Source organism: Dyadobacter sp. HNCC25DJ184 (assembly GCF_056895215.1).
The window spans coordinates 148,014-168,646 of the sequence record NZ_JBXHAQ010000014.1; the positions used below are offsets into that span (position 1 = coordinate 148,014).

The 20,633-nt window shown below is 42.4% G+C and carries 18 protein-coding genes; 12 read left to right on the forward strand and 6 right to left on the reverse strand.

The window, feature by feature from the left end; all coding sequences use genetic code 11:
- The first annotated feature begins 25 nt into the window (after positions 1–25).
- The 7 genes from AC1XUD_RS20195 (at position 26) to AC1XUD_RS20225 (ending at position 5,614) form a co-directional block, all read left to right on the forward strand.
- Positions 26–1,579 carry a SusD/RagB family nutrient-binding outer membrane lipoprotein gene (locus tag AC1XUD_RS20195; RefSeq protein WP_483362831.1) on the forward strand — a complete coding sequence of 518 codons (1,554 nt, stop codon included), beginning with the start codon at positions 26–28 and terminating at the stop codon, positions 1,577–1,579.
- A gap of 268 nt (positions 1,580–1,847) precedes the next feature.
- Entirely contained in the window at positions 1,848–2,177 is a 330-nt protein-coding gene (locus AC1XUD_RS20200; RefSeq protein ID WP_483362832.1) for an ArsR/SmtB family transcription factor, read from the forward strand.
- A gap of 62 nt (positions 2,178–2,239) precedes the next feature.
- The gene (locus AC1XUD_RS20205) at positions 2,240–2,803 is read left to right on the forward strand and encodes a DUF6428 family protein (RefSeq protein WP_483362833.1); all 564 of its coding nucleotides are present in this window, start codon (positions 2,240–2,242) and stop codon (positions 2,801–2,803) included.
- A gap of 21 nt (positions 2,804–2,824) precedes the next feature.
- On the forward strand, positions 2,825–3,322 hold the full coding sequence (locus AC1XUD_RS20210; protein WP_483362834.1) for a GNAT family N-acetyltransferase: 498 nt from the start codon (positions 2,825–2,827) through the stop codon (positions 3,320–3,322).
- 43 nt (positions 3,323–3,365) lie between these two features.
- Positions 3,366–3,782, forward strand: coding sequence for an arsenate reductase ArsC (locus AC1XUD_RS20215; RefSeq protein WP_483362835.1), 417 nt, complete (start codon positions 3,366–3,368; stop codon positions 3,780–3,782).
- A 6-nt stretch (positions 3,783–3,788) separates the two neighbouring features.
- Positions 3,789–4,868, forward strand: coding sequence for an ACR3 family arsenite efflux transporter (arsB, locus tag AC1XUD_RS20220; RefSeq protein ID WP_483362836.1), 1,080 nt, complete (start codon positions 3,789–3,791; stop codon positions 4,866–4,868).
- Positions 4,865–5,614: a metallophosphoesterase family protein gene (locus AC1XUD_RS20225; RefSeq protein ID WP_483362837.1), complete on the forward strand. Its 750-nt coding sequence runs from the start codon at positions 4,865–4,867 to the stop codon at positions 5,612–5,614. Before arsB ends, AC1XUD_RS20225 begins: the two co-directional genes overlap by 4 nt.
- 49 nt (positions 5,615–5,663) lie before the next feature.
- On the opposite strand, the gene AC1XUD_RS20230 is transcribed toward AC1XUD_RS20225, so the two are convergent.
- Entirely contained in the window at positions 5,664–6,725 is a 1,062-nt protein-coding gene (locus AC1XUD_RS20230; protein WP_483362838.1) for an alginate export family protein, read from the reverse strand.
- 315 nt (positions 6,726–7,040) lie between these two features.
- Between AC1XUD_RS20230 and AC1XUD_RS20235 the strand changes: the two genes are divergently transcribed.
- Positions 7,041–7,442, forward strand: a complete 402-nt coding sequence (locus AC1XUD_RS20235) for a T9SS type A sorting domain-containing protein (RefSeq protein WP_483362839.1) — start codon at positions 7,041–7,043, stop codon at positions 7,440–7,442.
- Positions 7,443–7,464: 22 nt separating this feature from the next.
- Here the strand turns inward: AC1XUD_RS20235 and AC1XUD_RS20240 are convergent, their stop codons facing one another.
- Positions 7,465–9,888: an ABC transporter permease gene (locus AC1XUD_RS20240; protein ID WP_483362840.1), complete on the reverse strand. Its 2,424-nt coding sequence runs from the start codon at positions 9,886–9,888 to the stop codon at positions 7,465–7,467.
- A gap of 176 nt (positions 9,889–10,064) precedes the next feature.
- Positions 10,065–11,462, reverse strand: a complete 1,398-nt coding sequence (locus tag AC1XUD_RS20245) for a sulfatase family protein (RefSeq protein ID WP_483362841.1) — start codon at positions 11,460–11,462, stop codon at positions 10,065–10,067.
- A 507-nt stretch (positions 11,463–11,969) separates the two neighbouring features.
- Between AC1XUD_RS20245 and AC1XUD_RS20250 the strand changes: the two genes are divergently transcribed.
- Positions 11,970–12,620: a hypothetical protein gene (locus tag AC1XUD_RS20250; protein WP_483362842.1), complete on the forward strand. Its 651-nt coding sequence runs from the start codon at positions 11,970–11,972 to the stop codon at positions 12,618–12,620.
- Between the two features lie 159 nt (positions 12,621–12,779).
- Here AC1XUD_RS20250 and AC1XUD_RS20255 read toward each other — a convergent pair whose 3' ends face one another.
- The gene (locus AC1XUD_RS20255) at positions 12,780–13,538 is read right to left on the reverse strand and encodes a hypothetical protein (RefSeq protein WP_483362843.1); all 759 of its coding nucleotides are present in this window, start codon (positions 13,536–13,538) and stop codon (positions 12,780–12,782) included.
- Between the two features lie 142 nt (positions 13,539–13,680).
- Positions 13,681–14,412 (reverse strand): hypothetical protein, encoded by a 732-nt coding sequence (locus AC1XUD_RS20260; protein WP_483362844.1) that lies wholly within the window; start codon positions 14,410–14,412, stop codon positions 13,681–13,683.
- A gap of 384 nt (positions 14,413–14,796) precedes the next feature.
- On the opposite strand from AC1XUD_RS20260, the gene AC1XUD_RS20265 reads away from it, so the two are divergent.
- A complete protein-coding gene (locus tag AC1XUD_RS20265; protein ID WP_483362845.1) occupies positions 14,797–17,265 on the forward strand; it encodes a mechanosensitive ion channel family protein in 2,469 nt (822 codons plus the stop codon).
- 179 nt (positions 17,266–17,444) lie between these two features.
- On the opposite strand, the gene AC1XUD_RS20270 is transcribed toward AC1XUD_RS20265, so the two are convergent.
- Positions 17,445–18,380 (reverse strand): lysophospholipid acyltransferase family protein, encoded by a 936-nt coding sequence (locus AC1XUD_RS20270; RefSeq protein ID WP_483362846.1) that lies wholly within the window; start codon positions 18,378–18,380, stop codon positions 17,445–17,447.
- A gap of 368 nt (positions 18,381–18,748) precedes the next feature.
- Between AC1XUD_RS20270 and AC1XUD_RS20275 the strand changes: the two genes are divergently transcribed.
- On the forward strand, positions 18,749–19,843 hold the full coding sequence (locus tag AC1XUD_RS20275) for a PCMD domain-containing protein (protein WP_483362847.1): 1,095 nt from the start codon (positions 18,749–18,751) through the stop codon (positions 19,841–19,843).
- 21 nt (positions 19,844–19,864) lie between these two features.
- The gene (locus AC1XUD_RS20280; RefSeq protein ID WP_483362848.1) at positions 19,865–20,611 is read left to right on the forward strand and encodes a porin family protein; all 747 of its coding nucleotides are present in this window, start codon (positions 19,865–19,867) and stop codon (positions 20,609–20,611) included.
- The last annotated feature ends 22 nt before the right edge of the window (positions 20,612–20,633 follow it).

Consider the following 20,633-nt stretch of genomic DNA (forward strand, 5'->3'; position numbering starts at 1 on the left):
TTATCAAGATTAAAATCTGAATATCATGCAAACGTTCATATATCAAAAAAGCATTTTTTCTCTCGCGATTGGCGCGGTAACATTGCTCGCATCATGCAGCGACAGCAAATTTGAGGATATCAATAAAGATCCGAACCGGCCAACAAATGTGACTACAACAACTATATTGTTGTCAGCTGAAAAACAGGTCATCGACAATATTCGTAACGAAAATATCTCCTTGCGGGGCTCTGTCTTGTTTGCCCAGTATTATAGCCAGAATATATACAGCGATCAATCGCGTTACGATATACCCCGCTCATATTCTGATACCTACTGGAGCAATGCCTACAAAGCGTTGAACAATCTGAACGAGATCATCATTCTGAATACTGATCCAACGAAAAAAGATGTAGCCGCGGCGGGTGTAGCCGGGACCAACCAGAATCAGATCGCGATTGCAAGGATTTTGAAAGCATATGTTTTTCAGGGTTTGACCGACGTTTTTGGCAATATTCCGTATCAATCCTATGGCAACCCTGATCCTGAATTCCAGGCGTTGCAGCAAACTCCGGAGAACCTTAGTCCGGCATATGCAAGTCAGCAAAAGATATATCAGGATATTCTGAATGAATTGAAAGCGGCAGGCGACACGCTTATTAAATACAAAACAGCGAATACATTTGGTAGCTACGATGTAATTTACAAAGGAAAAAACGAGTCATGGGCTAAATTGGCAAACTCGCTTCGCCTGCGTATCGCAACGCGTATCAGAACTAAACTTCCTGCGGAATCGAACACTCACTTTGAAGACGCGCTGGCAAAAGGTGTTTTTACTTCAAATGCAGATAATGCGATATTCAAGTATCAGACACTTGCACCGAACGAAGCACCGCTTTACCGCGCAACAGTGACAGCCAACCGTAAGGATTTTGCGGTTTCTCATATCATTATTAATGTGCTGAAAGGTCAGCTGGGAACAGTTAAAGTGCAGGATCCAAGGTTGCCGATTTATGCAATCAAGAATGCAGCTGGAGAATATGTTGGTCAGCCATACGGATTGCCCGTTGCGGCTGCTGGCTTGCTGACAGCGACCGACGTCAGTCTCCCTGGAACTGTCGTAAATGCTTCGAATTACGGGGAGGTTTTGCAGGAGTTTGCTGAAGTTTCCTTCCTGATATCTGAATATAAAAATTGGGATCAGCAGGCATATATTGATGGTGTAACAGCTTCTTTGCAAAAATGGGGTGTATCTCAGGCAGATATCACAACTTATCTGGCGGCTCTTCCCAAGGCTGATAAGGAAAATGTTTTGAACCAGAAATATCTGGCGCTTTATACGCAGGGTGATGAAGCATGGAGCGAAATCCGTCGAACTGGTTATCCCACTTATCTTGTAAAACCCGGCGATGTAGTTTGGAACAGAACAGTGGATGGTCAGACGATTCAATATAAATTTCAGCCTCTTTTTGGAGAAGGCGTTCCTTTGAGATTGTACTATCCGGTAAAGGAGCAAAGTGTAAATCTGGCGAACTACCAGAACGCAGTAAAAGCGCAGGGTAACGACGATATCACAACCTACCTGTGGTGGAATAAGTAAGCAATAATTAAAGTTCAATGAGCCCCAATGGTGTTTTTAACGCACCTTGGGGTTCTTTTTTTGTATTTTCATCATTGAGGCGTTAAGAAAAGTTAAGACTCAATGTTCCTTATCTCCTTAATAGTTGAGTCAAAACTTCACCGCTAAGGCGCTAAAACATAGAGGGAACAGATTTATAAAAAGCTCCTTGTGTGATCCTTCCTTGATGTATGGCAAAAAAAATCTATCGTATTATTGCGATAAATAAAAATCTTATTACCTTTGACACATGGGAGTTACCAGGACAGAAGTTTTTACCGAGAGACAAAATCGAATCGCTGATTTGGCGAAGGCGCTGGCGCACCCTGCCCGGGTTGCGATCATTCAGCATTTATTGAAGGTGAATTCGTGTGTTTGTGGAGATTTGGTAGAGGTTTTGCCATTAGCGCAGGCTACTGTATCTCAGCATCTAAAAGAATTGAAACAAATTGGTATTATTCATGGTGAGATCAATCCGCCGAGGGTTTGCTATTGTATCAATGAAGCAGTCTGGCAAGAGGCGAAGGCTATTTTTGGTGAATTGTTTGAAACGCAAGTGGCGGATTCTTGCTGCAGTTAAGAACTGATAGATTTTTTTATGTTCCAATTAATCGTAATATAGCAATGAATAATTACAACTCAATGAATTGGCAATCTTTTAAGAGCGCTCTCCTGGAAAATCCGGACAAGGTGCTTCAATTTCAGTACGCCGAAGGGCAATATGTGGATGGGTCTTATCATATAACCGAGATCAAACAAGCACCCATCGTATCGGTTGATTGCGGCGGAGTGATGAATAGCTGGACGGAAGTGATTGTGCAATTATGGGAGCCATCCATATCTGAAACAGACAGGGCGATGAAAGTCGGCAAAGCCTTATCGATTATCAATCTCGTCGAAAAATCGCTTCCGTTGAATCCTAAGGCAACCGTGAAAATCGAATTTGGTAATTCAAAATTCGATACACGTCAAATGTATCCTGGCGAATTTCAAACGGATGGAGATTCATTCACAGTTAATCTTGTTCCGGATTTTACGCAGTGTAAAGCATTGACCAGAAACGAAAGTTGTGGAACGACTACAGCCGCTGCACCTTGCTGTGGTTCTGAAAGCAAGGTTGATACAGCAGCCAAGCCAGACGTCAAAGAACTACAAATCGTCGGTGCCGAGGAATTGGTTTGCACGCCTGGAGGGGGATGTTGTTAATAATTTTCAAAAGAAAACCCTATGATCTTGATCCGCTCCATGAAGCCGGGCGACTGGCCATTTGTCTCTAAAATTTATGCCGAGGGAATTGCCACTGGCGAAGCTACGCTAGAGTCCAGTCCTCCCGAATGGACAGTATGGGACGAGTCGCATATCCCTGATCTTCGTTTTGTCGCCGTCAGGGATACAGGTGAAATCGCAGGATGGACCGCCTTGACTCCGGTTTCGGGCCGGTGCGTTTACGCCGGGGTCGCGGAGGTGAGTGTGTATATCGGAAGCGATTTCAGAGGACAGAAAATAGGTGATATGTTATTAAAACACCTGATCGGTGAAAGTGAGAAAAAGGGGTACTGGACTTTACAGGCAGGAATATTCCCCGAGAACCTGACCAGTATAAACTTGCATGTCAAGAATAATTTCCGGGTCATAGGATACCGTGAGAATATAGGAAAAATGAAAGGGGTTTGGCGAAATGTCAATCTCTTGGAAAGACGAAGTAAAATTATAGGAATTGAATAGTTATTGGCCTTAGGGCAATTAGCTTTTCAAATTAAAAACAAATATGAAAACAATATTAGTATTATGTACCGGCAACAGTTGCCGGAGCCAGATCGCGGAAGGGTATTTAAGAGCATTTGCCGGAGACAAAGCGACCGTATATAGTGCTGGGGTTGAAACGCATGGTGTCAATCCAAAGGCGATTTCGATCATGGCAGAAGATGGAATAGATATCTCAAAGCATACATCCAATAACATTGACGAATACAAAGACATTGACTTCGACTTTGTGATAACGGTGTGCGATAATGCCAGGGAGCGCTGTCCATACTTTCCGACTGATGCGAAAAAATTCCATCACAATTTTCCCGATCCGGCGAAAGCTGTGGGAACCGAGGAATATGTAAAAGAACAGTTCCGCTCGGTTCGGGAAATGATCAAGAAGTATTCGGAAGAGTTTGTTAAAGAGAATATTACATAAACGAATATGTCGGCAATCAACTGTGCGCCAGCAGCGAAGCGCAAAAAACTTGGCTTTCTGGATAAATATCTGACGTTATGGATTTTTCTTGCCATGGCAGTAGGAGTAGGTCTTGGCAATTTTGTTCCCGCACTCCCTGCATATATCAACCAGTTTTCCAGCGGGACGACCAATATACCACTTGCAGTTGGGCTGATCCTGATGATGTACCCGCCTTTGGCCAGGGTAAGATACAACAAGATGGGAGAAGTATTCCGAAACACAAAAGTGATGACGGCTTCTCTGGTTCTAAACTGGATCATCGGCCCTGTGCTCATGTTTATTTTGGCAGTTGTATTCTTACAAAACCATCCTGACTATATGATCGGGTTAATACTGATAGGGCTTGCCAGGTGTATAGCCATGGTTTTGGTCTGGAATGAGTTGGCTGAAGGAAGCAGGGAATATGCCGCCGGACTGGTAGCACTCAATAGCGTGTTCCAGGTTCTGCTTTATAGTTTTTATGCCTATTTCTTTATCACCCTACTGCCTCCATTAATTGGATTAAAAGGATTGGAGGTTAATATTACCATCACTGAAATCGCGAAAAGTGTGGGCATATACCTGGGTATACCATTCGCTTCGGGAGTAATCAGCCGTTTGAGCCTGACTGCCCTTAAAGGGGAAGAGTGGTATGAAAAGAAGTTTATTCCGCTGATATCACCCATAACCTTGGTTGCGCTAATTGCTACGATCATTCTTATGTTCAGTTTGAAAGGAGAACTTATCGTGCAGCTACCGGGCGATGTGCTTTTGATAGCGACGCCGCTTGTGATTTACTTTGCAATCATGTTTCTGGTCAGCTTCTTTCTTGCTAAATCTTTCGGAGCGGATTACAGCCAGAATGCTTCTATCGCGTTTACAGCCGCCGGAAACAATTTCGAGTTGGCCATTGCGGTAGCAATTGGTGTTTTCGGTATCAATTCAGGTCAGGCATTTGTCGGTGTGATAGGGCCGTTAGTTGAAGTTCCTGCTTTAATAGCTTTGGTAAATGTGGCTTTTTGGCTTCGGGATAAATATTACAAGACCTCGATTTCTAATTCATGAAAATTGCATTATTGTCTGATATCCATGCCAATCTTCCTGCATTTGAAGCAGTGATTGAAAATTTGGAAAAGCAACAGCCTGACGCGGTATATTGCCTGGGCGACCTGGTAGGGTATAATGTATGGCCAAATCAGGTAATCAGTTTAATTCGCAAGCTTCGAATAGCTACCATTGCAGGCAACCACGACCTCAAAGTCTCCAAAACTCCCAATTTCGAAGGAGAATGCAGCACCGAGAATAACAGCGAATATGCGTATCAGTTAGTGGGTAAAAAAGAGCGGGATTACCTGCTCACACTCCCCAGACATTTGCGGCTTGAATTCCATTTGAAAAATGTCAGCCTCAATCTTCTTATGGTGCACGGAAGCCCTCGTAGTATAAATGAATATCTTCTGGAAGAACTGCCGGAACCGTATATGCTGGAAATGGTGAGGGAGTTCAACGCTGATATCCTTTGTTTTGGTCATTCGCACAAGCCATATCACCGTGTCATTAATTCCGGAGAAAATGGCAATGATCATTTCCGTCACCTGATTAATACAGGGTCTGTCGGGAAACCTAAAGATGGCGATGCACGAGCATGCTACGCCATGCTTACCATTGATCAAGGGGCTGGAATCAGCGATCAAAATGCCATTCATGTGGAATTCATTAGAGTAAATTACGATGTTGAAAAGGCGGCAAAGGCAATCGAACTTAGCCCACTTCCGGATGTATTTGCTGGCAATCTGAGGATGGCACTTTAAGAGATCGTAAATATTTCTTCCAGGATCGGAGCTTGTGCAGGAAGAAGCGCTATCTCAAAACCCTTTTTTCCTTATGCAGCAGTCTGGGTATGTAAGAAATCATGAGGTAGCTCCAAACCGGAACTTTACTCGTGTCAGGAACCTTGTGCAATGCCTCCATCCGTTTTTCCGCAAAAGTGTATGACAAACCGTATATGATCTCGACGCGATCGATGGGTTTGAAATTCAAGGATATATCGTTTTCAAATCCGAGGTATTTTCCGGTCAGGGTCTGCCCGGATTCGCTGAGTTGATGCTGAGAATAGAATAGATGCGCATCAGCACGAAGGGATAATTTCTTGCTAACCTGATAAAGCGCAAACAGATAAGGGTTTATAAGTCCGTTGTCGTTAACATCGGCCGGGAATTTAGTGAAGAGGTTCATGTTTCCCATAAATTTCCATGCAACTCCATAGAGGGGAACGAATGAATTTGTGACATCACCTCCCACCGTTTCTTTATTCCCGCTCAAAATCTCAGCCCCGAATCTCAGTATCGTTTTTTCAACATTCACGCTTATTTCCGGTTGGATATAATAAGCTTTGATCTTTTTCGGACCGCTATTTTTGCCAAACTGGTAATAGGCATTTACAGTGGCGTAAAATGTTCGGTTGGTATATTCCAGTCGCCCGCCGCTCGTGAACCGTTCGTGATATGTACCATCCATATTCGCAACTTTAAAAACGTCCATGGCATTGATCGTCGTCAAGTCAAAGGATCTGTTGAGTTTGACTTTAAGATAATGTACTGCTAAATATTTGTATTGATGGGAAGCGACGGGCGAATAGGCAGCATCGAAATGGTTACCATATGGTCTGGTAAATGCAAGGGTAAGGTCCGTCGCTATTTTGTTTTTGTAAAAAAGCCGAACACCTTCGTGGGCCCGGCTTTGCTGACCCCATGGTGCGGCAGAAAACAGCCGGCCATTATCCAGTGACAAGGCTTGCCTGCCAATTCGCAATGAAAAATGCCTGTTCAGCGTCGGTTCGATGTAAAGTTCGAAGGCGTTGATACTGCCTACGCTTGAAAACTTTCCGGATTTGCCCCATACATGAATTTCCTGCGGCGACATATGGACCTTAAGCTTGGGACCGGCATAAGTGATTAAAAATCGATTTCGCTGCGTAACGAAAAACTCAGGCATAATCGAATCTGCGGGTGTCCACATAAAATTATTCCTGTACTCGGCTCTTGGTCTGACCTCAAAGTCTATATTCAGTGTGCGCGTTAGTGAATCGCCCGTTTGAGAGAACGCCCGGTGATTCCCCAGTATTGTAAAGAAGGTTAGGAGTACCAGATAACGCAATGAGATAGTATATTTAGTCTATGGGTAATTTAGTGTAAAGGTACAAAAATAGCTGACTTCTATTGCAGCAGGATGAATTGAATGAGCAAACAAGACAAAAATTCTTCATCGGTAAAGGTTGGACAAAAAAAACGTCAGGATGTCAGCCGTTTAGCTGAGTTCTATCGCCTGAAAATGATTGACCGAGATGGCAGCTCCGCATTCAGTGAAATACGGTTGGCAAGATTTGACTTCGACCTGGATATTGTTCTTTTACCAAATCCCACTCCGCGGATGTTATATATTAGAAGCAATAACCTGAAATCGCTTGACCATGTTAGACTGATTAATCCGCTGGGAAAAGTTCTATATGACAGGAAAAAGCAAAATACCGGGCCTGACTTTGATATTGTGAATCTCAGCGATTTGTCAAGCGGTGTATATTTTGTGATCATCACGAGTGATACCGGCGCCATATCAAACCACAAAGTGATAAGGGAATGAGTTGAAAAGGTTTTGAAGCAACTTATTCGCCACGTAAACTTTTGACCGGATTCCTCAACGCTGCTTTGACACTTTGAAAACTTACGGTTACCAAGGCAATTCCTATGGCCAGCCCACCGGCTATTATAAATGTCCACCACCTGATCTCAGTTTTATAAGCGAAATCCTGTAACCACCAAGTCATAGCGTACCAGGCAACGGGCGAGGCTAGTAAAATAGCCAAAGCCACTGGCTTAAGAAAATCTCTGGATAATAGCATTACAACATTTCCAACGCTGGCTCCCAGCACTTTTCGAACACCAATTTCCTTTGTTCGATTTTTAGCCGTGAACATGGCCAGACCCAAAAGACCTAAACAGGCAATACTAATCGCTATCATTGCGAACCAACTGAACAGAGTGGCTACCCGTTCATCGGAATCATACTGTTGCTGGAAATGATCATCCAAGAAAAAGAACTCAAACGCATTTCCAGGAAAAGCTTCCTGATAGGCTTTTTGGAGCATCGCTACTGATTGGCGTATGTCATTGCCACGCAACGCAATCGTTAGAAAGCTGCTATTCCAGGGAATATGCTGAAAAATAATAGGGCGCGTTGACATTTTAAGCGATTGCTGATGGAAGTCATTTACGACACCGATAATCTTTTTGGGTATTACCTTTCCAATTTCCTGATTGATTGCCTGTTCGGCGGTTGCGAAGCCAAAAACCTTTAGCGCGCTTTTGTTAATAATAATGGCGTCGTTATCAAGTAATAAGTCTTTATTGAAGTTTCGCCCCGCCAACAATTGAATTTGGTAGGTCGGGATAAAATCCTCGTCGACAGCCAATATGCTGCATAGTTTGTAATCGGCAGCAGCCTCATGGAACCGCTGCAATTCGTCTGTCCAGAAAATTTCCTGCCCCGGAACTTCGGAGGAAACCGTCACCTGTTGTATATCCGTATGCGCCAAAGTCAGATCCTTAAAAAAGCGAACGTCATTGCTAAAACTATCTGTTCGTAACACCTTGGGCGCTTTAATGATGAGCTTCTGGTCGATGTTCATGCCTAAATCCTGCTTCTGCATGAAATTAAGCTGCTGATTAATGACCAGCGTCGCAATGATCAGGAAAATCGAAACTGCAAACTGAAACACCACCAAGGCTTTACGGAACGATTCCCCACCGGCTTGTTTAGGTAAATACCCTTTTAAAATGGCAATTGGTCTGAACGAGGAAAGGATAAAAGCGGGATAAAACCCGGAAAGAACGAACCCAATACAAACCACCGCTAAAGAAAGGATCCAAAATAAGGGCTTCCGGACCATGGAAAAGCCATTCGTGGCCTGAAACCAGTCATGAAAGATGATCTGGGCTAAGAAAAAAAGACCGAACCCTATCAACACAGACAATAGATTGATACCCAGGGATTCAATAAAAAACTGTTGAATCAATTGTCGTTTTTCAGACCCCAACGTTTTGCGGAGCCCAACCTCTTTTGCCCGTTCAATACCTCTGGCCGTGGATAGGTTGATATAGTTTAACCAGCCAATCACCAAAATCAGTAAAGCAACAAGGATGAGTACAAAAACGATAACAATTTTTCCGTTTGCTTCGACTTCGGTGGCTGTTTGGGAATGCAGGTGGATGGAACGAAGTGGTTGTAAAACGAACGTTTGTCTGATCTTATATTTCTTCAGTTGCTTACCAATATGTTTTTCGATAATACTGGACAGTCGGCGTTCTAGTTCTTTTGGCGAGCTGCCTGGCCTCAGGAGCAGATATGTATAAAAATTTGTCCAGTACCAGCCTCCATTGGCAAACTGCTCATTTTTGAGAAGATTCTGGATCGAAAAAACACAATCGAAATGGATATGACTATTTGCCGGAATATCAGCAAATATACCCTCCACTACGTAGTCGCCTCCCTGCCAGTCGGTACTTAACCGAAGCGTTTTGCCGATAGGATTTTCCTGACCAAAATATTTATGGGCCATCGTTTCTGAAATCACAACCGACTCTGGCCTGCGTAGCACCCGGTTGACAGAACCTTTTAGCAACGGGAATGAAAATACATTGAATAAAGATGAATCAGCATAGAATGCTTTTTTCTCGTGAAAACTGACCAGTTCGCCCGACGGTTTCCGGTAGCTGATCATGCCGTCTGCCCGATGTAGCCGAACGAAATTTTCTACCTCAGGAAAGGTTTCTTTTATGGCCGGAGCTTCCGCGAAATAGCTGATCACGCTGCTATTTGTCAGAACGCCCTGTTTGTAATCGTCCAGTCGGATACGATAGATCTTCTCGGAATTGATATGGAATTCATCATAGCTAAACTCGGAGAATATGTGCAGTGCAATTAGTAGGAAAGCTGCTACACTAGAGGCTAATCCAAAAATCATGATGAAGGAAATCGCCTTGTATTTCAGCAGATTACGCCATGCAACTGTGATATAGTTCCGTATCATAGCCAACGTGAATTAATGATCAGATAATAAGTTTGAGTCATATAGCAATTATAACTCACTAAATTAACTAATTATATAGTTAAAAAACTAAATAATTAGTTATTTAATGAATCACTATTGATTACAACCTCAGCCCATTTTAACCTATCACCACCCAACCGAACCCGTTTTGCTCGTCACTTTTTCGTAACCCGGGTCAGCTGATTAGGTACTTGTTCAACACCAGCCAAGTGCTCTTCCGCTATTTTTTTTAAACTTTCGACGATGGCAGGATTTGCTTCGGCGATATTAAATCTTTCGGACGGATCGGTCAAAACGTTGAACAGCGTGGGTTTCTCCAGCTTCTCTATTTTGGGTGGATATCCGGTCGGATTGTTAGATAAAAAGTACAGTTTGTGCGCTCCTTTTCTTACTGCGAAAAGCTGGGTTCCGTGGTAGAAAAACATCACATCCCTCGGAGTCGAAACTTCTCCGCGCAGCAGGGGCGAAAGGTCAAAGCCATCCAATTTTCGGTCGGTTGGTAATTTTACTCCAGCCAGGCCTGATATGGTGGGTAGGAGATCCAGTGTACTTCCAATTTTCGTGACGATTCCCGGCTTTACGCCTTTTCCCCATATCACAAATGGTACACGCTGGCCACCTTCATAACTTGTTCCTTTGCCGCCATATAGCGGGCCTGCCGACCCGCCGTTTTCACCGAATATTAGCCAAGGCCCATTATCCGTTGTGAATACAACGTAGGTATTCTTGTCCAAGCCTTCGGTCTTCAAGGTTTTAAAAATTTGCCCTACACTCCAGTCAATTTCCTCGATGACATCGCCATACAGCCCTCTGTCACTTTTTCCTTCAAAGTCTTTGTTGGCAAACAACGGTATATGCGGCATACTATGCGCCAGATAAAGGAAGAAAGGCTTCGACTTGTTCTCCTTTATAAATTTGACTGACTCTTCGGTATATCTTTTCGTGATCGTAGATTGCTCCGTCGGCCTTTCGATTTCTACACCGTTTCTCAAAATCGGCACGTTAAATCCTCTGATATCGGGGTTCGATTGCTGAAACCTTTCGTATGGGAACTTCGTATTGCGATCCATATCATTGGAATACGGAATTCCATAATAATAGTCGAAACCATTAGCGTTGGGCGAAAATTGCGGCAAGTGGCCCAAATGCCATTTCCCAATACAGGCGGTTTTGTATGCTTTGGTTTTCAGCAATTCAGCAATGGTTAATTCCGTCTCAGGTATGCCGCCTTCGGAGTCGGGAAAAAATACACGCCTTGCATCCGGTCCTTCCATTCCCGCTCTCACAGGAAGTCTTCCGGTCAGCAAACCAAATCGCGAAGGTGTGCAAACATTGGCTGCTACATAAAAATTGGTCCATTTCTGACCTTCATATGCCATACGGTCGATATTGGGTGTTTTGATCGACGGGTGGCCAAAACAACTCAGATCCCCATATCCCTGATCGTCTGTAAAAATGACAATAAAATTAGGGGATTTCCCGGCGGCTTGTCCGATTGCATCTTGAAAACTCAGTATTAAAAAAGCAAAGAGTAAGGTTTTCAGTTTTTCCATTTTTGATCAGGTTTTTGCCAGAGTGTTTGTCCACCCTGCTGGATATAGGTCATTAGTAATTTATTCAGCTCCAAAAGTTTTTGCGGCTCGTTGTCGGCAAGGTTGGTTTTTCGTAGGGATCGGTGTTGAAATTATATAGATCAATCGGGAACCATTAAGAGTTAGAAGGTTTGGTTGAGCTTTGTTTAGTATCTGTCGATTGCTCGGCCAGATTTTGATCGTGTTGTCTGAAACCAAAAATACGCAGTTTTTAAAATAAAAATATATAATCTATCGAATTAGTATATAAAAAACCGGACACTAGAATAAACTTGGTTCCGTATATTTCCCAAGAAATGTCGACAAATTCCGGGCTGCTGACGATTCTTTAATTTGATATAACTGTATCCATTAATTATCTTGACTTATAAACGATGAAGTTTGAAGCGGAGTAGAACATTGATATAAACGAAAATGCCAAGGCTCTGACCTTACTGCGTAGTCTTAGCCATCACAAAAAACGAATCCATGACCAAAATTTTTATTACCTGTTTCTTTTGCTTTCTCAGTCTGGCGGGTGTCTGTCAGGAACGACAAACGATCGGATTTTTCCGTAGCATTCCGTTGGGTAAATATGGTTCTTCAAATTTCGGCGATGGTGGGTATGCAGAGGCAGGGTGGGGAGTTTTGCTGGAGAACAACTCAAGGTTAGAAATATTTCCAAAAGGCCTTACGATTGGTTCGCGGTTTAGCTACCAAAAAAATAACATGAACAACGTGGCGATGGAAAAGGAGTTTACAAATCAATTGGGATATCCCACAAAAATCGAGTCGGCCGCTTATCAGCCGATCATGGTTTTAGTTGGCCCGCACTATACGGTTCCACTTTCCAAAGTATTGAATCTGGATTTGAAAAGTGGTTTGGGAGTGATGTTTACAAATGTCAATTCATTTAAAATTGATGTTAGAGACCCCCAGGGAAATGTGGTATACAGTGATGTTCTTGACCTTTCTTCTAACACCGCTTTTACCTATTTGCTTGGGGCACAGTTTAGAGGGACGATTTCTAAATATATTTCCATCGGCTTATTTGCGGACTTTAGTTCTGCGAAAGAAAAATGGAAGCTCGGCTGGGAAACCTGGCGACAGGAACGTCGTCATTCCACATCGCGTCTTTGAGCACCGGGATATCCGTAAGATTCCAGTACTAATTATTTGAGGCACCGAAAGTTTTACAATACGGAACAAATCAAAAAGCTCCTCTAAACCAGATGAACAGGTTGAGAGGAGCTTTTATAATTGACCTCGAATCGTTCGTTATTGTAGACGTTTAATATATTACTTACTGTACAAAGGCGCGCGTTTCAACACATATTCCAATGCGCTTTGATATGCATCCTGCGACTTGAAGAATGATTTTCTGGATTGGCTGAACATATTGTTGCCCTTATCGTTATAGATTTCTATATTAATTGTCGTTTCGTAATTTTCATAGTTGGTCGCGGTCGAAGAACTGTAGCCTGTGCTCTTTATATCCTTCTGGTTTACCTTGGTTTTATCATTATATCCGGTTGACGCTAAGGCAGTTTCTGAGACCTTGTTTAATAAAACCGACCCGTCAACCACAAACTCGACACCAAGAATATTGCAGATATCGTCCATTGTATACCCCTGAATATTCTCCCGCGTAACACCCGCCTTAATCAGTTTTGCGTTCGTAGTACGTGTGTCCATAACTGTCAAAACACCGGCGTGTTTTACCAAAAATGAATAACAGGCACTTTGAACAACATTACTCAATTCGTCAGCAGCTTTTTGTCCGTCTTTTGTGAAGGAGAATGGTAGAATGGCTACCTTATTATGATGGTCTGAAAGTCCACCCGAGGCAGGTGCCGTGGCATTGTTTTGCCCACCACCGGATGAAAGTGCAGGTTTGTTATAAACTTCAATCCTTCCACTGGCATAGGTGATTTTTAGGATATCGGCTTTCTTTATCGAGTATGAAAGCGTTTCCCCAGCGTAAACAAATTTGACGGCATTATCGGTAATCTCTGTTACTTTTCCGGCAAGCTCTTCTCCATTTAGCTGGAGTATCACGTCATTTTTATGCCTTGCTGTGCCATCACCGGCAACGCGAAGAGAGAGCAGATAAGAAGTTTTAGAAAGAGTTTCATAAGGTGAGTATTGATGTGATAAACAATTGTTAAATATGGATTTAAATTATCATTAGCTGTCAGAATTATTGCAATTCTGCCATCTCCTGTTTTCCAACGTAATTTTCAATGACGTAGATATCAGGTAGTGATATGGAGGTGCCCTTGGCCAAACTACATCTTATATAGTACTCCTGTCCTTTTTCGATTTGGAGCGTCACTGCATCTTGCTTCTGCGTTTTGCCGAAGAATTTGTACTTGCCAAACTTCGTGACTCTGTAATCAAAAGTTGCCCCATTGGATGCTTTTCCCACCACCGTGCTATCGTCCATTTTGATGTGGTAGGAGAGGGCAACACCATTGATACTTTTAGGTCGGTAGAAATGAACCAGTGCATAGTCTGCATCTTTCGGAAGGGTTGATTTATTGGCAGTTGCCCTGATATGTTTGAATTCAGTCAAATTTGCTTCGTCGAAGTTCTTATACAACTTGGCCTTGATTTGATAGCATGCATTTTCAAATGTTGGTGTTTTCACCTGCGTAAACTGAACCAAATTAGCGCCGATTTGCCTGGCAGTAAACTGTGCATAATTCATTGATTTTTTATATCCGCACCCTGCCGATGACCGATATGTTCCCATCTCGATTTCCTCAATAAATTCTGAATTTGGAGGAAGAATCTCGTTAGGTTGGAGCGTATAAATCTTTACACTATCTGGTAAAGGGTTGGCTCTGACATTCGCAGTGTTGCTCGAGGTCTTCGTGGCGCAACTGTAAAATAGAGAAGCCGAAACCATCAAACACAATATTCTTTTCATAAATCGCTAATAGTTAGTTAATTCATAACACATATAAAACTCGCAATTTTCCGGTAATTCGTTCTCATCGAACAACGATTGCGAGTAGTAGTTTTTTGTGGTCTATAGGAAAACGACGACTTCTAAAAATACAATTAATTTTAATATTCGATAAAATTATGTAGAAACTTTATAATATAAAATTAGTTGCATTATATATTTGAGTGTTGATCTGAACAGAAGATCGCGTTTCGAAAAAAATAGTATTTGTTAATACATATCATTATTTTTTCTGGACAATTCAACTTCTGTATTTGTCCGGCAGGTATCGTATACTCTGAATTGCTAACTCGGCATATCGCTCACAGCATTCCGAATAATCCTTAAACCCCATCGTATTCCGATATGATTTCATATTTGCGACTTAGGTTAATTGTCACAATTCATTTTCTCTTTCTAATCTTACCCCTTATTTCTTTAGGGCAGACTCAGAGTGATACTTCAAAAGCTGTCGACAATAGTTATGCTGCCCGCGTTCAAAGAGCTATTCGTTCCGTAGCCGAAAGCAGTCAAAATAAATACAAGGAAGAAACTGTCCTTCAGGGACAGCAGCGAACGCTGGATAATATTCAACGGGAAATTCAGTCGGCGAAGCTCTTTATGAAAAGTGAGTTGGATACCAGCTCAATTTCGGCGGAAATTCAGGAAGCGAATGAGTCGTTTCTGGTCGTCAAGGGTGGGATGGCCGCGGGAGAAAGGGCTTTCCGAACACACCGAAATCTGAACATTTCGACTGCAATCTTAACTCAGCTTCTAAGGGATATGTCTTTGAGAAAGGCAAAAGTGGACCTTATGGCCGAGCGTGTTGCAGGATATCGCTATCGACTGGATTCTTTGGCCACGGATACACTTTTGTATACGGTTGCAATGGATTCGGCAAAAATTATGTCTTACTTTTCCAAACTCAGGCTGTCCAATCTCTCTATTAGTCCGGTTGATACCCTGATTGAGATTACGCTAATAAACCTGAAGAATATGCAGGCCAAGCTTGATCCGTTGGTTTTTGAGCTGGATCTCTCTTTGGAAGGGCTGGAAGCCGAAAAAGCGCGAATGTCTGACTTGATACTCACCCGAGAGTTTCCCAATATCTGGCACTCGGTTCAGCCAACACGACCATTTATGGAAATTCTCAAGTTCTCATTGGCAAAGGAGAAAATGGCCTTTGGGTTTTATATGGTGAACTATCTGGGGCGTTTTTTGATCCTTTTAATTGCCCTGGCCATCAGCAATATTTTCCTTCGCTCGCTTGGTACCCGATATGCCGAACACCCATCTGTCGACGGCACGCGTGAATATCTGCTGATACTGAAATATCCGTTTTTAGTTTCGGTTTTAATTGTAATATCCTTATTCCAATTCATCTTCATCGACCCTCCATTCATCGTGAGTTTTAGTCTCTGGCTGATTTCAATCGTGAGTCTAACGCTTATATTTCGAAATGTTATTACCCGATACTGGTTTATTTTTTGGTTAAATGTATCGGGAATCTTCATTGCGGCCTGCTTGTGTAACTTAATTCTTCTTGCCTCTCATACGGAAAGATGGATCATGCTCCTGCTTGAGGTAGTAGGGGTCGGATACGGAATTTTTATTCTTGCCGATAAGCATCAGAAGGAGTTGAAGGAACGATATATCATTTACGCCATCCGTTTTATGGTGGGTTTTGAAATAATTGCCGCTTTCATGAATGTTTTCGGTAGGTATAATCTGTCGAAGACTTTAATGATATCAGGGTTTGTGGGACTGGTTGTTGCTATTCTTTTTCTATGGACAGTTCGGCTCATCGACGACAGCTTGAGACTGGCCAATTCCATTTATAAAAATCCAGATCGAAAGCTTTTTTATGTGAATTTTGATCGCCTGGGCAACAAAACCCCTGGCTTTTTGTATGTGTTACTTTGCTTAGGGTGGGTTATTTTGGTTGGAAGAAACTACTATGAGTTTAAGCAGATCGTCCATCCTTTTAATCAGTTCATAACCGAGCCGAGGAAAATCGGAGATTACGACTTCACAATTCGGGATATGCTGTTGTTCCTCGGAATCACCGGCTCGTCGGTAATGATATCAAGAATCGTATCGTTTTTTGCTACCGAACCCGGGCTGCATGCCTCCGATGCGCCAAAATCAGGGAGCTCGATTGCGGCAAACTGGCTGCTTTTGATCAGAATAGTCGTCATAACGGCGGGTATTTTGCTAGCTTTCGCAGCATCAGGAATACCTCTTGACAGGCTGACAATTATCATCGGTGCTTTAGGTGTCGGTATAGGACTAGGGCTTCAAGGTCTGGTCAGCAACCTGGTAAGCGGGTTAATTATCGCTTTTGAGAGACCTGTGAGTGTGGGAGATCAAGTGGAAGTTAATGGGAAATTAGGAACCATGAAATCGGTTGGATTCAGAAGCAGTATCATCACACTATTTGACGGATCCTGTATGATCGTACCAAATGGCGACCTTTTGAGCCAACACCTTATCAACTGGACAATGGGTAGGGACAGGAGGAGATTAATGATTACAATCGGCGTTGCATATGGTACCGATTTGGCGCAAGCGAAAAAGATAGTGCAGGAAATGCTTGCTGGAAATGACAAAATATTGAGTAAACCGGCACCGCTTGTAGTTGCCAATGAATTTAATGCGAGCTCAATCGATATTTTGATGATCTTCTGGGTCAGAAATTTAGATCTAACGCTTGTTGTGAGAGACGAGGTAATTGAAGGCATTGATAACCTTTTCCGCGAGAATAATATCTCAATTGCCTTTCCACAGCAAGAGATTTTCGTCAAAAACTTTCCTGCATCTGAGAAAAAAGAATAAAGTGATTTTGCTCAATTTGGTGGATATCAGCAATAATATAGTGTCGTGGTATAGGTTTGCGGTGGTATAGTACATTTGATGCTAATTTGTTTTCTTCAGATTTGGACACATTTCCAATTTTGTACTGACCTACCAGAGTTGAAAGGCCCGATAGCGGAGTGAAAATTTTCAACTGAAATTTACTTTTCAGCCACCTCTGGTTCCATCATGGTTTTCCATCTATTATGTGACCAAAGCCAGTGAGCCGGCGATCTTTCAATACTTCCTTTCAGCATATTGTAATAGCTGGTGGTAATGGTCATAGGCTTCGTTAGAGCAGGCTGGTCCGTAATCAGACGAAATGTGAATTCGTAATGAAAACGCGAAGTTTTTTTGCAATCAAGATAAGCAATAGCGGCTCCCGATGACATCGCCAGACGTTCTGCACCAATCTGAGCATTGGTATTCTGATTAAGGAACTCAACAAAATATTTGGAGCTTCCGCGTGGTGGGCGCTGGTCTGCGATAACCACAACAAGTGACGGGTTTTCAGGTCTTCTCAATGCTGATAACGCCCCCCGATAAAAATGTTGCTTGGCGATCAAAGTCACTCCGAAAAATGATCGCATTCTGAAAACCCAGTCATCAAGACGTTTATTTGAAATGGGTGTGTAGGCCGTAAATACCTCAAAATTAACCAGATTTGGTAAATTGATCAGATATTCCCAGTTACCGTAGTGCGACGCGAACGCAACTATATGCTTGTTCTCACGGAAGTATTCTCCCAATAAATCAAGATTTTTATACGTTGCCAGACTTCTGCGTTTTGCCGAGCTGACTACCATAAATAGCGGTAATTCTACCACGAGATCTGCCAAATGTTTGTAGTACTCTCGTATTAACTTAGCTATCGCTTTTTCATCTTTATATGGAAATGAATGCGACAGATTTTTTTTAATTACGTTATATCTGTATCTCAAAACATGATAGACGATCATATATAAAGATGTAGATAGAGTTTTGGCAAAAAAAATAAAAACAGAATCGAATACTTTGGTGGCTCTCTTTCCAAAAATTGACTCTTTCGGTTCGTATGGAATTGAACGACGGGATTCCGCAAGTTGCTTTACGATCATGGCTGATGTGAGTTTAACGGTTGTGTGAGAAATTCTTGATACTATAAGTGGTCCGTTTGAGCCGGAATCGGAATTGCTATCAAATTAGTAGTAGCGAAGTTAAGAAAAAATTGATTTGAGATATATTAAAATATTGTAATTATATTCCAACATATGTAGAAAGAATATGCTTTAAATTGCTGTTTCACAGGCGAATTAACTGTGTTATATTTTGCCAGAAAATTTTCATAAATCGACAATTCATGTAGCTACACTTAGTAACTATATTTTGAATTATATTTAAGTAAGCTGCAATTCTATACGAAAAGTTTTTATTTTTGGCAATACACAAACTTTGAATATAGCCACATCTTTGTTGAGCTTAGCCTATGAAAAAAAGTATTTACTATTTCCCGATGCTGCTATTTTTTTCTGTTTCTGGTTGTATAAAACCAGAGGCTGACAATATGGAAGCAGATATCATTGAAGTCGCAATTCCTGACTCGGTATTAATTTCTCCTCCCGCGATCACTAACACTACTGTTGCTGCTTTCGTAAATTACGAGAAGCTGGATATCACTGCTTTCGCCCCTGAATTTGTGCTCACCGAGGGAGCCACGATTAGTCCGGCCTCCGGTACGAAACAGGACTTCACAGCACCCGTTACCTATACAGTCACTTCGGAAGATGGGGCATGGAAAAAGGAATATAAAGTGAGTTTGCTGCAGAACACAGTGACAGACACGTTCGGATTTGAAAACTGGGAATTAACCCCTGAAGCCAATTATTATACGCCATATGAAATTGTATTCGGTGAAGATCAAAATGTGTGGGCATCTGGCAACAGCGGTTTTTCATTGATCGCTCAAAACAAAGTACCGGAAGCATATCCCACTCAACGCACTTCGGTAGCCGTGGAAGGAAGCTATGCGGCATATCTTGAAACCATGTCGACGGGCGCGTTAGGGGCTATTGTAAGTATGCCACTTGCTGCGGGCAATCTATTTCTTGGCACTTTTGACGGCGCAAAGGCACTTACGGCACCTCTGGAAGCCACATTATTTGGTATACCCTTCAATAAGAAACCATTACGATTTACAGGCTCGTACAAATATATATCTGGCGGTGCGGTCAAAGATCGGAATGGAGAGACGGTTTCTCCTTCGCGAAATGACCGGTGCGATATCTATGCTGTGTTATTTAAATCTTCGAAAGAAAAGCCTTATCTGAACGGAAGCAACGTCCTTACCGACGCAAGTGTGATCGCTGTTGCCCAGTTAGCAGACGGAAACAGCACTTCGGGTACCGACTATCATACTTTTGACATTCCCTTCCAATATCGTGGTGAAATAAACGAGGCTGATCTTGTCGCATATGGTTATAAGCTTTCAATTATTTTTACTACAAGCGTAAACGGTGCTGTTTTTGAAGGCGCCGTGGGAAGCAAATTATATGTCGACAAAGTAAAAATCGTGACCGAGTAAATTCAACTCAGCCTTTATCACATGAAAAAGATCTTCGTAATAATATGGGTCTTCCTGACTTTTTGCAATACTAAAACAATTGCTCAGACCGCTAAAAAAATTGACTTTAATTTCCGGGCTGGCTTTCTCATCGGCGCCTCGGCTCCCATAGGCATTCCTGTTTCGATCCGAAAAATTGAGTCCTACAATCCAGGCTTGCAACTTAGTCTTGAGGCGGGTGCCCATTATCATTTTCAGAGTAAATTTGGTCTTGCATCAGCAATCCGTTTCGAACAGAAGGGGATGACTACCAATGCGTCGGTCAAAGGTTATTATACTACATTCAATGAAGGTAGCAATGGTGAATCCGAAAGTTTGACGGGATATTTTACAGGCACTGTCGAAACAAAAGTCAAGAACAGTTATGTCACAATACCTATTCATGTAACCTATTCTTTCAATTCTCCATTCTCCATTCACGCCGGTGGATTTGTTTCCTACTTACTTGAAAGCAGTTTTACCGGTAAGGCCGAAGACGGCTATATTCGCGATAAAACGCCGGTAGGTGAACGTGAGAATATCAGCGAAGCAAGCTACAATTTTTCGGACCAGGTGCGGTCGGTTAATGCAGGAATTGAACTGGGAGCGAATTATAAATTGAATCGTCATTTGTTTGTGTCAGCCAACTTCAATTATGGAATCACGCCACTGATGAAGAAGGACTTTCAAAGTATTGATTTCAACCTTTATAATCTGTACGTAAATCTGGGCGTGGGCTACCATTTCTAGCCAAATAATGTCTTACAGCAAA